The organism is Marinobacter sp. CHS3-4, assembly GCF_030053415.1.
In the GTDB taxonomy this organism is placed as follows: Bacteria; Pseudomonadota; Gammaproteobacteria; order Pseudomonadales; family Oleiphilaceae; genus Marinobacter.
Genome location: NZ_JASGBJ010000001.1, coordinates 1326394 through 1339685 on the forward strand (window position 1 = coordinate 1326394; position 13292 = coordinate 1339685).

The 13292-nt window shown below is 51.8% G+C and carries 8 protein-coding genes; 4 read left to right on the forward strand and 4 right to left on the reverse strand.

The features are described from left to right. From QLQ17_RS06205 to QLQ17_RS06220, 4 genes are all read left to right on the forward strand, one after another. Nucleotides 1-1232, forward strand: a 1232-nt coding sequence (locus tag QLQ17_RS06205; RefSeq protein WP_283208675.1) for an outer membrane protein assembly factor BamB family protein, incomplete at its 5' end; no start/stop codon positions are given. A gap of 3 nt (nucleotides 1233-1235) precedes the next feature. Then, nucleotides 1236-1925 carry a hypothetical protein gene (locus QLQ17_RS06210; protein WP_283208676.1) on the forward strand — a complete coding sequence of 230 codons (690 nt, stop codon included), beginning with the start codon at nucleotides 1236-1238 and terminating at the stop codon, nucleotides 1923-1925. A 24-nt stretch (nucleotides 1926-1949) separates the two neighbouring features. Then, nucleotides 1950-8846 (forward strand): RHS repeat-associated core domain-containing protein, encoded by a 6897-nt coding sequence (locus tag QLQ17_RS06215; protein ID WP_283208677.1) that lies wholly within the window; start codon nucleotides 1950-1952, stop codon nucleotides 8844-8846. Further along, a complete protein-coding gene (locus QLQ17_RS06220) occupies nucleotides 8839-9168 on the forward strand; it encodes a hypothetical protein (protein ID WP_283208678.1) in 330 nt (109 codons plus the stop codon). The genes QLQ17_RS06215 and QLQ17_RS06220 overlap by 8 nt, the downstream gene beginning before the upstream one ends. 55 nt (nucleotides 9169-9223) lie before the next feature. Here QLQ17_RS06220 and QLQ17_RS06225 read toward each other — a convergent pair whose 3' ends face one another. The 4 genes from QLQ17_RS06225 to QLQ17_RS06240 are packed head-to-tail and all read right to left on the reverse strand — an operon-like array spanning nucleotide 9224 to nucleotide 13091. After that, the gene (locus QLQ17_RS06225) at nucleotides 9224-10528 is read right to left on the reverse strand and encodes an ABC1 kinase family protein (protein ID WP_283208679.1); all 1305 of its coding nucleotides are present in this window, start codon (nucleotides 10526-10528) and stop codon (nucleotides 9224-9226) included. Next, complete coding sequence (locus tag QLQ17_RS06230; protein ID WP_283209053.1) at nucleotides 10525-11208, reverse strand: fumarylacetoacetate hydrolase family protein; 684 nt, start codon at nucleotides 11206-11208, stop codon at nucleotides 10525-10527. Before QLQ17_RS06230 ends, QLQ17_RS06225 begins: the two co-directional genes overlap by 4 nt. 21 nt (nucleotides 11209-11229) lie before the next feature. After that, nucleotides 11230-11772, reverse strand: coding sequence for an adenine phosphoribosyltransferase (locus QLQ17_RS06235; protein ID WP_283208680.1), 543 nt, complete (start codon nucleotides 11770-11772; stop codon nucleotides 11230-11232). A gap of 20 nt (nucleotides 11773-11792) precedes the next feature. Continuing rightward, the gene (locus QLQ17_RS06240; RefSeq protein WP_283208681.1) at nucleotides 11793-13091 is read right to left on the reverse strand and encodes an NCS2 family permease; all 1299 of its coding nucleotides are present in this window, start codon (nucleotides 13089-13091) and stop codon (nucleotides 11793-11795) included. Nucleotides 13092-13292 lie beyond the last annotated feature (201 nt).

The window sequence follows — 13292 nt, forward strand, 5'->3', positions numbered from 1 at the left end:
AAGGGAACACCGGTGGTGTGTGGTCCAGCGCCGTGGCCAGTCCGGATGGCCGTCACCTGTATGCCATATCCAATGCTGCGGATGAGCTGGTCGTCCTGACTGCCGGGTTTAAAGGTATTGGTCATCTCGACACCGATGGCGACTCAGTTCCTGATAAAGATGACGCGTTTCCACTTGATCCTACAGAAACCGCAGATTCAGACTCTGATGGTTACGGCGATAATACCGATGCCTTCCCGGATGATCCGCTTGAGTGGGCGGACTTCGATGGCGATTTGATCGGCGATAACTCTGATCCAGACATTGACGGAGATGGATGCCCCAACGAAACCGACGTTTTTGATCGAGATCCCACTGAGTGCGCTGACTTCGACAACGATGGCACTGGCGACAACGAGGATCTTGACGATGACGGTGACCGCCTCCCGGATGTCTGGGAAACGGCTAACGGTCTTGATCCATTTGACGCTTCTGATGCGGTGCTCGATTTAGACGGCGATGGGATTTCCAATGAGGATGAGTATCACCTTTATCAAACTCAGGCCAACAACAGCGATTCCGACGGGGATGGCATGGATGATGGTTGGGAGGTGCTTTATCTTCTCAATCCAGTCGATGCGTCGGATGGTCAGCTCGACCAGGATGGGGACGGCTTTACTAACTCGGAAGAATACGCAGTAAACACAGACCCGACTGATCCCCGTTGGTTTCCTGGCGCTCCTGGCCTGGCAAAGTGGAGTGCAGAGACCGGAGGCGCTATAAGGTCGAAAGTGGCCCTGGATTCGGATGGCAACAGCTACGCGGTTGAACAAAATGGGATGCTTTATGCGCTGGACCAGAACGGTCAGCAGCTCTGGTCGCTGGATCTTGGCAGTCCATCACAGTCTTCACCTGAAATACTCAGCGATGGCCATCTGGTCGTCGGTACGGATAGCGGGAAGCTACTGAAAATCAGTCTGACTTCTCCCGCAGAGCCACAGACATTGTTGACGGCTGACGGGGCCATAGCGACGACACCAGCGGTTTCGGCGACAGGGCAAGTATATGTTGGTTCGGACGATGGCCACGTTTACTCAATTGATCCGGTCTCTGGCGACATGCTCTGGAAACTGGACCTGGGAGCGCCGGTACGATCTTCGCCGCGAGCAAGTTCAGATGGGCTGGTGTACGTCGGTACCGATGGCGGAGAAGTCTTTGCAATCCACGCAGAAACTGGCGCAACGGTGGACTGACCTGTGCGCAAGTCATTCGCCGCCAAAAAAGTAAGCAGGCTTTCATTGAGGGATTTTATGTCAGGAAGGTTTCCCCGAAGTGCTTTGCATGGGCTTTCGCTTCTGTTAATCGCGATAAGTTCACAAGTGTCGGGCTCAGAAAACATTACGATGCGGGCGCCCGCTGGCAGCCAGCTTGTAAGTCAATCAGAGTCAGATGCTGAGAATTATTACAGGTACACAGCGCTCAGCAACGAAATATTGGGAGAGCAGGGTCTGCTTGTGCAGCATGTCCTCAAAAATCGCACCCAGCTTCCAGACCCGACTTCTTTGAATCAAGTCATGAGACAAGAAGACATTGTCTGTGACTCAGGTAAATGGAGCGACTTCATTGAAAAGGAGCAGACGGAGCAGTTTTTCAGGGTTGAGAGACTCTGCACGAGTGATTCGAATCCAAAGCGAGTGGAAAAGCTCCTCATTACACAGGCGCTCTCTGGCTCTGAAAACCTTTATTTAGTGTCTTACCTGTGGACACCTCCCGAATCTGATAGTCCCGAGCAATCAAAGAAAACTGCTCGAGTTCTGCGCGAAGAAACCGAAGCGTACCTCGATACCATCAAACTGTGTGACGGGGCTGGTCAACCCAGCTGTCAGCAATCGGTCGATGATTATCTGAAAGAACGCGCAAAACATTATATCGAAAACAGATTGTAATCTTATTAAACACGGATGTTCTCCATGCCAGTTTCTCAGCCCTTGTTCCGTTTCTTTTACTTGTGCCTTTTGGTCGTATTGCCATTGCAGGTATCAGCAAAACCCTGGACAAGCGATAGTCACGAGGTGTTTGTCGCTGATTACAATTCTGACGGAATTGAGGATGTGATACTCAGAAGCGCTACGAAAGAAGTGAGTATCCCCTATGACGTGAAGGTCACGCTTTCTGGAGATCATCCATCCTTTGTACTGCTTGGTGCTGGGGATGGCTCCTATGTGGTGCAAGCAGCGACTCCAACAGGCCTTGCCAACCTGAACCTAGTTGCCAGCGACTACTCGTTAATTTCGGGCGATTTCAATGGTGACGGTGAAAACGATCTTTATCTTAAATCCGACACCCAAACCGATTTCGTTTTGCATTCCTCGGAAAATGGAGCTGTGGCGTTGATAGCGCAGACTATCCCACAGCAGGGCGAGCCGGGTAGTAAAGATATTGGTGTGGTCGATATTGACCTCGATGGACGGGACGACCTAATTCTTGTCGAAAACGGCGAAACAAAAGTTGCCAAAGCAGGAAGTTCAGGGCAGTTTCCAAACCTGAACGGGACCAGCAGCAGTTCGGTCGCTTTTACCTCTGGCGCCCCGTCTGTCACGCCTACCGGCTCATCAAGTTACGGCGTCGCCTTCGAACTTCCTCCGGGTCGCGGCGGTGTAGTACCTGGCCTGGGACTGAGCTACGACAGCGGTTTTGGTGCCGGCCACCAAGGGTTGGGCTGGGGACTTTCGGGACTGTCGAGTGTGTCTCGATGTAAGCCGATCATTCCCGTTGATGGCACTCCTAAAGCCGAACCCATGTCGTCCGAGGAAAAGTACTGTTTTGATGGAAGTCGATTGATAGTCGTAGAGGGTAATTACGGCGATGACGGGGCAGAATACAGGACCGAAAAAGATCAGGTGAGCAAGATAAAAAGCTTTGGATCTGCTGGGAATGGACCTCTGTATTTCAAGGTTTGGACAAAGTCTGGTCGAGTTCTCGAACTTGGTAGAACCGAAGATTCGAGAGTGTCTCCCGCAAGTACGAACTCTGTTTACTCTTGGACGTTGAACAAGGTAAGTGACGAATTCGGCAATAGCTTTCAAGTTTCTTACACCAATGATCGAAATAAAAACGAGCAGTATCCCGACTACATTGAGTACCAACCAGGTGTTCGCATCGACTTTGAGTATGAAGACCGAGGCGGCTCTGGAGGGCGTAAAGATATCAATTGGCGTTACTGGGCCGGTGCGGAGTACTCGACTACTAAGAGGCTTTCGACCGTCACAACTTCTGTCGATGGAGCGAACGTAAAAAAATACAACCTTAAGTACAAATACTCGGCAAGCTCAGGCCGGTCTTTGCTAGAGCAATTGGAAGAATGCGGCTACGAGTTGTCTGGATCTGCCGCACATTGTGCTCGCCCAGTTACGTTCACTTATCAAGAGGGAGAAAGCGGTTACGAAACCGATTCCAACCTAATTGCACCTCAAATACAAATGTCCGGCCGCCCGTTGTTATTCGATGCGAACGGCGACGGTTACGCCGACCTTGTCTTCCCTCAAAATGACCAGTGGAGTGTTATGTGGGGTGAAAAATCTGGTTTTTCTTCACCACAAGAGACAGGCATACGAAAGGGAGCATCTCAACCATATGCAAGTGGCGCACAACCGATACTTTTGGATGAGCGCGATGGTGCCTACGGTTTATTGGTAGTTACAAGCGCTAAAATGAATACCACTATCGTGGCGGGTAATTCACCAGTTGACGTATTTGACTGGGGCATTATTGAAATTGCTCGATACAATAACCTGTCTGGTGTTGTTATCTCCACCTTAGGTAGCAAGCCTATCGTAGGTGATTTTAACGGTGACGGTAAGGAGGATGTTTTTGGTTTCATTGAAAATCAGATGGTTGAAGCGTTAACCAACGCCTACGCAGAGAACGATGTCTGGCGTGATGAAAGTGAGCCTGGTATCCCTGAAGTTGCCAAGAATGCTTTTGTGTCTTTGCGAACCAGCGCAGCGTTCGAAAGAGAGAATGTTGTGTTTTTCAATCACTTTTTTGATGGCATTGCCGATGGCTATACGAGAAGCAGCGAGTATTCGCTAGCGGGTTCTTTTGCGAGTGATCTGGATGGAAATGGCTACGACGATGTCGTCGCGAAGCGAAATGGCAACTGGGTAAAGTATGAGCCTTTTGCCACTGGCGAATCCGTGTTGGACACCATGGGCAACTGGAATGATGTCTACGCGTTTGAGCAGAAAGCGACAGGCATTCCGCTGGGTGACGGAGATGATGGCAACGGAACTCTCACCGACATCAATGTGGACGGATTGCCGGACATGTTGGTGCGCTCGAATAACAGATGGGATGCGTACGTCAATAACGGTATCGGTTTTGACCAGATTGATACTGGCCTTGAGACCGACAACGCACAACCGGACATCATGCCACTCAACCACGATAACGATGGCAAACCTGACTTTGTGATAAAGGAAAGTGACGGCTGGAAGGTTTACTCAACGAATCTGGATCGAAACAGTATCGGCCTAGAGTACGAGCAAACGATACCCGTCATTTCTGCGAATGATGCGCCCATGTTTGTGGACGTGTCGGCGGACGGCATTGGTGACATTGTTATCGCCGATGGACCTGATTTAAAAGCGTTTTATCACCGCAGCGGGAAGCCCGACCTTCTTGAAAAGGTGGTTAACGGCGCCGGTATTGAAACCAGTTTCGAGTATTTGCCTAGTTCAGATCCTGATGTGTATACCTTCGTCAACACGCGGTGTGACACAGAGGTAGAAACATCCTGCTTCCCTTATCGTGACACCCACGCCGGTATGTATCTCGTCAAGAGCATGACAGAAGACAACGGGCAGGGCGGACAACTTGTCACCAACTACCATTATAAAGGTGCAAAAGAACACTTGCAGGGCAGAGGATTTCTGGGCTTCGGCGAAATTGTCGAAGAACAGGTTCAGGCGCAGCGCAAAATCACCAAAACATTTCGACAGGATTATCCTTTCGAGGGGACCCTGGAGACGATGACCGTTGAGCGCCAGGGTACTCTCCTGACTGAAATGACTCAGAAATGGGAAGAGCAAAAGCAGCCTGACTCGAACATTACGCTTCCCTATCTCAAGAAGTCGACAACTGTTTCCTACGACGGAAGCGCAGTATCCGTAAAGCAAATTGACCGCACGGTAGACATGTACGGCAATGTCACCGGTATGTTGGCCAAGACCGGCGGAGGACTTGAATCAGGCGAAGTCACTGAGGTAGAGCGGACGGTTCAGATCAGTCGATCCTTCAATCAGAAACTGACGGACGGTGATGACTGGCGGGTAGGCTTCAAAACCAGTGAAACCCTGGTCGCGGGCGAAGAAACCACGGTGACGACTCAGGAACCCTGGGAAGCCACAAACAGAGTGCATAAGAGAACCAACTATGCAGGCACTCCGTTGTCGCAGAAGGCAACGTTTGAACTCAACACGTTTGGCAATGTATCCAATATTTCTGTTGAAGCGAGAGGGGATGATGGAACGCAGGTTACGCGAAACGTGATGAGCGTGACTTCATGGTGGAAAGACCTACGCCCTGGGACCATCGTAAACGCAGAGGGGCACACTCAAAGCTTTACTTATGACCCTCGTAACGGCCAGGTTACGAGGACAATTGACGCCAATGGCCTGGCAACCACCCAAAGCTATGACGTGTGGGGGCGTCAAACGACTCAGTCAACCCCGGATGGCACAGTCGCGCAAATCATGCGGTCTTGGTGCTCGACTGGTTGCCCCACCCATGCATTAGTTCGGACAACAAAAGCAACTTTGAACCCCGATGCCGGCGGAATGGTAGCGCCTCCCGAGGTCTCTTATGTTGACAGATTAGGGCGCACCATTCGGCAGAGCAGCGTTAACCCTGACGGACAAAAGGTCGTTAAAGACCGTCAATTCGACGAAATTGGTCGATTGATCGCCGAGTCGAACCCTTACTTCGAAGGCTCTGCGCCTGAATGGACAACGGTTGAAAGCTTTGATGAGTACGATCGACCGGGTCGTATCAATAACCCGGGTGGTGGGTATCAAAGATTCAGTTATTCAGCCAGCCCGACATACTCCAGCAAAACGTCGATTACCACGAGGGTTGTGTTGCCTGAGGGTGGAACAGTTACCAAAACCTCTTCGCGGCATTTCGATGTGAATGGGCAGCTAAGGCAGTCGGTAGATGCGCAAGGTGCCTCTGTTCGATACGTCTATGATGATCTTGGGCGGTTGGTGAGGTCCAAAGTGGAACAGGATCCGGGCAGACCGCTCAGCGCAGTTGAATTATGGGTTGAATACGACGATGCCGGTAACAGGGATTCTGTTTTTGATCCAAATACCGGGAAAATTGACTTCACATACAATGGGTTTGGGGAACTGGTCAAGCAAGTTGACGCAAAAGGTCAGGTTATTGAGATGACTAGGGACTCCTTGGGAAGAATGGAGACCCGCACTGAGAATTACGTGGATCATGGAGGAAAGGAGGTTTCCAAACAATGGAATTGGATCCACGATACGGCGCCAAATGGTGTCGGTTTGGTGGATCGCATTACGGGGCCTGATTTCACAGAGGCCTACCAGTACGACGAACTGTCGCGACCGCGCCGAGTGAACACGACTCTACTCGGCAATCACGATTTTGAGTTTGTTTACGGATACGATGATGCGAGCAGATTGCGGACTGTGACCTACCCATCCGGATTTGCAGCGAGAACCAAGTACAGTGCGTACGGTTACCGAATTGGCATACAGAGTGCGGATAGCAGCATTGATTATTGGACGGCATCAGAAACAGACGTGTTCGGCCAGGTGATGTCTGAGCGCTTTGGCAATGGTGTAACGACTCGTCGAACCTACACCGACGCACAAGGTTTCTTGAGCAGCATATCGACCAGCAAAAACGGGAATTCACTGCAGGATTATGAATTCGCCTACAGCACCGATGGCAACCTTAGAAGTCGCAGCGCCATATTTTCCGGGCAGAATGTAAAAGAGACCTTCAGTTACGACACTCTGAATAGGTTGACGAAAGCCGAGACCACCGGTCTTAGCTCTGGAACTCGCACGTTGAATTACGAATACGACCCGAATGGAAATATCACCTACAAACAGGGTGTTTCAGATATAGATGGTTACAAGTACGACAGCCAGCGTCCCAACGCGGTTACCAGTATTACAAACTCAGGCGTAGAGACCGAGTACGGATACGACGCCAACGGCAACATCACCACCTCCGGTGCTCGTCTGCTTAGCTACGATGCCTCGAACAAGCCTATCTGGATAAAGCAGAGCCGACGAGAAGCATTTTTCTCCTACGGCCCGGATACCAAACGGTTCTACCAGCTACGTAAAAGCGACGGACAGAAAACTCGAGAAACGTTTTACCTTCAAGGCGGCGCTTACGAAAAAACCATTGATTTGAGAAAAGGCACTGTAACTGAAAAGTCCCGTGTCGGCGGTAAGGTGTTGCACACGCAAAGCAAGAACATCCTGTCTGGAATTGAAAAGCAAAAGCTGACCTTTTTACATAAGGACAACCTAGGAACCGCAAGTGTAATCACGGATGCTCAGGGCGACATTGCCCAGGAACAAAGCTTCGCTCCATTCGGGGAGCGACGCGAGGAGGGCTGGGAAACGCTAGTGGGTGATTGGGAAGCTCAACTAGAGGTTGTCACAAATCGAGGCTTTACGGGCCATGAGCAATTGGATGAATTCGGATTCATCCACATGAATGGCAGGATCTATGATCCGACTATTGGACGGTTCATGAGTGCGGATCCATTGGTTCAAGCACCAGCATTGACACAGAGTTACAACCGCTATTCTTACGTGATGAATAACCCAATGAGTGCGACAGACCCAAGTGGTTATATTTGGGAATATTTGGCGGCGGCGTATCTGGGAGCAATGGCTGTGAATGGTATTGCTGAGTTATTTGATTTTGGCGGAGGTGATGCAAGTGCATCTGCGTCAGGAGGGCGTTCGACAATTTCTAATCAGCCTCGGGGTGGCAGTGCTTCAAGGACTAAATCTTTTAGTCAACGCACTGATTTCCAACTTACCGCCGGCGTTAGCCAATCCGCAGGTAATAACATCTCGGCTAAAAGTTCTTTGAATGTCAAGGTCAGCGGTAACGCAACGATTACCACAAGTCCTAGTGGAGGAAAGAAAGTTCACATCAGTTCGATTAGAACCGGGCAAAGTCACACTGGTCACACTAGTGCAAAAAGTACCGACTCTAATAATCGCCCTGCACCGACGCCTAAACCGACTGATGATAAAACTGTGAATAAGATCGCTGCCGGCACCAATCAGTTCTCAGCTGGATCGGAAAGTTTGCCGAGCTCTTCGCCTGGAAGTGTTTCGAACGAATCGGAAAATGCTGGCTTTTGGGGCAATCCTGGTGCTTATTTGCCCTCACTGCCAATGGCAACTGAAGATTCATTCGCCGGTTATCTTTGGAATCGATTGGTAGATGGTGGTCTCAGGGATAATTTCCTCGACGTATTTACAATTGATGGCGGTGTGGAGGCTGCATTCGGGGCTGGCGCGAGCGCTGTAGCCAGCTCGAATCTTCGAGGTAAGTTAAGTTATAGTGTGACCAGTAATAAAGGAATAATGCTGAAACCATTTGGTGGAGTTTCGGCAGAGGTCTACTCATCAGGTGAAATTCAGGGTTTCTTTCAGTCAGCCGAGTTTTGTGCTGGGGGCTGTCTAGAAATTAAATGGAATTACGAAGACTTCTCTATCGGAACTGCAATTGGCCCTTATGGCGGTTTTTCGTTTAAATCTGGTGTGACTGGCGATATCGATTTGGAAGGAGTGATCGATGAATGACACGTTTCTGCTCATTTTTTTCGTTAATTTGGGCATTTACTTCTGGTTTTTAAAAAAATATTTTAAATCTTTGGATCTCGTACTCGAGGCATTACCGGATTCTAGGGCCAGCGAAGCTACCGGAAGCGTTTCGGGAACGCCATCCAAGCTCTCGCTGTTAAGCGACCTTAAGTTTCTGATTTCACTCTATCGGCGAAGTTACAAATCGAATTCTAGTGGCGAGTTCGTGAAGGCAATGGATGCGGCAAGACGATATTTGATGACGTTGGCTCCGCTAACACTGATCGCTTTCCTGTTGCCAATTATTGCTAAGTTTTATTAGTTAGACAGTCCAAAGATATCAGAATTCGTTTGTACAACTTATGAGGGAGTTTTTTCTACATTAAATAACTGTTTAACTGTTCTCTGAACGCCGCCTGGGCCCCCAATCGCTTCATCATCCAGTAATGCCCCGCGATCATGCGGTCGATGAAGATACTCTCCACCGGCGGTTTGAAATAATCCAGGTACTTGAATACGGTCGTGGTTTTCGCCGCGACATCTTTGTGCAGTTCAGACTGAGCAAAATCGTAAGGCGTGTCGTTTTCAAACGGTTTGATCAGAATATCCCGCCACATGGCGTAATAGGCCTCGTCTACGGCGGGCTGGGATTCCACTCTGGCGCCAAGGTCAATCAGGTGACGGTCCAGCGCGGCATAGTCCTCATCCAATGCTGAAACCAGGGCTTTGCGGTAGGCCTCCACGATTGCGGGCTTGAGCTTTTTAACGCAGCCAAAGTCGTAAAGAATGATGGTGCCATCGGGACGGTAGGCGAAATTACCTGCGTGAGGGTCGCCATGAATGCACTGATAGCGAAACAGCTGATCCGCCATCATGGTGAAAATTCTGTGGCCGATCAGGTTGATGGTGTCCTGGTCGTAATGCTCTGGTGTCACGGCGCTGATGTGGTCGCCTTCGACCAGTTCCATGGTTAGTACCCGCCGCGACGAGTGAGATCCGTACACCTTGGGGATCACGATCCACTTATCGTTCTTGTGGAAGTCCCGGAAAAGCTCCAGGTTTTGGGCTTCGTTCTCGTAATCCAGCTCTTCTTTAAGGCGAACGCGGATTTCGCCGAACAGTTGATCAACGTGCTCCTTGGGAAGCTTCAGCAAGCCCCCCAGCTTCAATGCCATGCGCAATTGTTTCAGGTCGCTGTCACAGGACTCGTCAACGCCCGGGTATTGGACCTTGATGATCACATCCGTGCCGTCATGCAACCTGGCGCGATGCACCTGTCCGATACTGGCTGCCGCGTAAGGCTCTTCCTGCAGATAGTCGAAGAGTTCCGACACCGGCTTGCCCAGCTCGTTCTCGATCTGGCCCACAATGACGTCGAACGGCATCGGTGGTGCTTCTTTCTGAAGCCGCTGGAGCGCGTCTGAGAATTCTTTGGGTAGAAAGTCCTGGGTCTGGGAAGCAATCTGCCCCACCTTCATCACGGCGCCTTTCATCTCGCCCAATGTTTCAGCGATCTGATCGGCCATGCGGGTGTAGCTTTCCGAGCGCGCGCCTTCGTTGTCTTCTTCGCTGCGAAACAGACGGCGGGCTCTCTGACCTGCGTATTGACTGGCCACAGAGGCAGTCATGCCAGCGAGTTTGAAGAAGCGGCCTCTACGGGTTGTTACGGGTTTTTTGTTCATGCCGGGTATACGTTGTTTTCAACCACATGGGTCTCTACAAACAGCGCTCGTTCCAGTTCCAATGACAGCGTTTGTCCGGGTTCGAGTGCGCCCACGCCGCTGGGGGTGCCCGTCAGAATGACATCCCCGGGCAGCAGTGTGAAGTGGCGGCTCATGTGCGCAATCAATGGCACGATCGGATTCAGCATGTCGCGGGTGTCCCCGGTCTGGCGGCGTTCCTGGTTTATGTCCAGGGTGAAGGTCAGATGATCTTTGGGCAGTTTGTCCGCCGGAACGAAGGGTGACAGCGGGCACGCACCATCAAAGGCCTTGGCACGCTCCCAGGGGTGTCCTTTCTCTTTTAGATCCGCCTGAACGTCGCGCAACGTCAGATCCAGCGCCAGACCGTAGCCCAGTATCGCAGCTTCCACGTCGGAGGCGGTCGCGTTTTTCAGCGGCCGCCCGATAAGCACCGCTAACTCGGTTTCATAATGCACAGAGCCCTGGCCCTCTGGCAGCACAATAGGGCGGGTTGCGTGAACCGCTGAGGTTGCCGGCTTAATGAACAGCAGCGGCTGATCGGGTATCGGATTGTTCAGCTCTTTGGCGTGCTCGGCATAGTTGCGGCCGACGCAGACGATTTTGCCCAACGGCAGCCTTAGCGGGGTGCCGTCTTTCCAGTGGTGCTGATAATCCGTCACGGGGTTCGTCACAAAGTGCCCTTAGTCGCCTTCGAAAGAGCAAACAGTATAGACCTTCAGGTCTTCCTCTTGCAGTTTTCTGGAGCCACCCAGGTCTGGCAGGTCAATCATGGCGGCCACTTCAACAATCTCAGCGCCTATCCGTCGAATCAGATGGACAGCCGCCAGCATGGTGCCACCGGTCGCAATGAGGTCGTCGACCAAAACGACTTTGTCTCCGGGTTTAAAGGCATCTTTGTGGAGCTCGACCGATGCAGTGCCGTATTCCAGCTCGTAGTCTTCAACCAGAGTGTCAAACGGCAGCTTCCCTTTCTTCCGGATCAGGACCAGAGAGGCATTCAGTTCGTAAGCCAGAGCAGAGCCAATGATGAAACCGCGGGCGTCGACAGCTGCTACTGCGTCAATGTCGTGGCCATGGTAGCGGTGCACAAAGGCGTCAATCAGCTTTCGGAATGCCGTCTTGTCCTGCAAAACCGTGGTGATATCCCGGAATGCGACGCCGGGTTTGGGCCAGTCTGGAACGGTGCGGATGGCCTTTTTGATGCTTTCGGAAAAATAGTCCATGGGATCTCCGGGGAAACGGCTTACGCCGCTTCCAAGAAAATGAATTTCAGAACGAAGACCAGTGCGATAATGACGACGCTGGGGTTCAGTTCACTCCAGCGGCCGCTCACAGCTTTGAGGATGGCATAGGTAATGAAGCCAAGAGCGATGCCGTTAGCAATGGAAAACGTCAGTGGCATCATCAGAGCGGTTACCACGGCTGGCGCGGCGTCAGTGATGTCATCCCAGTTAATAAGCTTCAGGCCGCTGGCCATCAGGACAGCGACGTACAAAAGTGCCGGCGCAGTGGCGTAGGCGGGGATGATCTTCGCAATCGGCGAAAGCAGCAGGCAAGCAAGGAACAGAACCGCCACCACAACGGCAGTCAGGCCCGTGCGACCGCCAGCAGAAATGCCTGCTGTGGACTCGATGTAGGACGTGGTTGTCGAGGTACCCAGCGCAGCGCCTGACATGGTTGCGACTGAGTCCGACATCAACGCACGACCCAGGCGCGGTAGCTTGCCGTCTTTATCGAGAAGACCGCCGCGCTGGGCGGCGCCGATCAATGTGCCAGAGGTGTCAAACAGGTCGACGAACAGGAAGGCAAAAATCACACTGATCATGCCGACATTGAACGCACCGGCGAGGTCCAGCTGCAGGAAAGTGGGAGCCAGGCTGGGCGGAGCGGAGGCGAAACCGTTGTATTCCACCATGCCCAGCATCATAGCCACGCCGGTGACGGCCAGAATGCCGATCATGACCGCGCCGGTGATCTGTCTGAAGGAAAGGGCGCAGATCACCACAAAACCGCCGAAGAACAGCAGGCTTTCCGCGACCTTGATTTCACCCAGACCAACCAGCGTTGCCGGGTTGTCGACCACGATGCCGGCATTTTTGAGGGCGATCAGAGCCAGGAAGAAGCCAATACCTGCCGAAATGCCAAATCGGAGGGACATGGGAATGCTGTTAATGATCCATTCCCGGATCCTGAAAATGCTCAACAGAAAGAAAATGAAGCCCGAGATGAATACGGCTCCGAGGGCAACCTGCCAGCTGTATCCCAGGCTGCCGACCACTGTAAACGAGAAAAACGCGTTCAGGCCCATACCGGGGGCCAGGGCAATAGGATAGTTTGCCCAGAAGCCCATGATCAGTGTGCCAATGGCGGCGGCCAGACAGGTGGCCACAAACACTGCGCCGAAATCCATGCCGGTACTGGATAGAATGCTGGGGTTGACCACGATGATGTAAGCCATCGTCAGGAAGGTGGTAATCCCTGCGATGACCTCTTTGCGAACGTTTGTGCCGTGCGCCTGAAGTTTGAATAGTCGTTCGAGCATGTAATGGTCTGCCTTACAGGGGTTGTGAGTCGGGAGAGTCGTGAAAGTAGATATAAAAGCCGCAGTTTAACGATTGCCCGAGTTCAGGCCAAGTGAGAGGGCCCGGGGGTATCGGTTTTTCATCGCGTTTGGAACAGAGGGGGAATTATCTGCGGCCCTTTCTGATCCAATTCTGAAGGCATCCTCGTATTTTGGATGCGA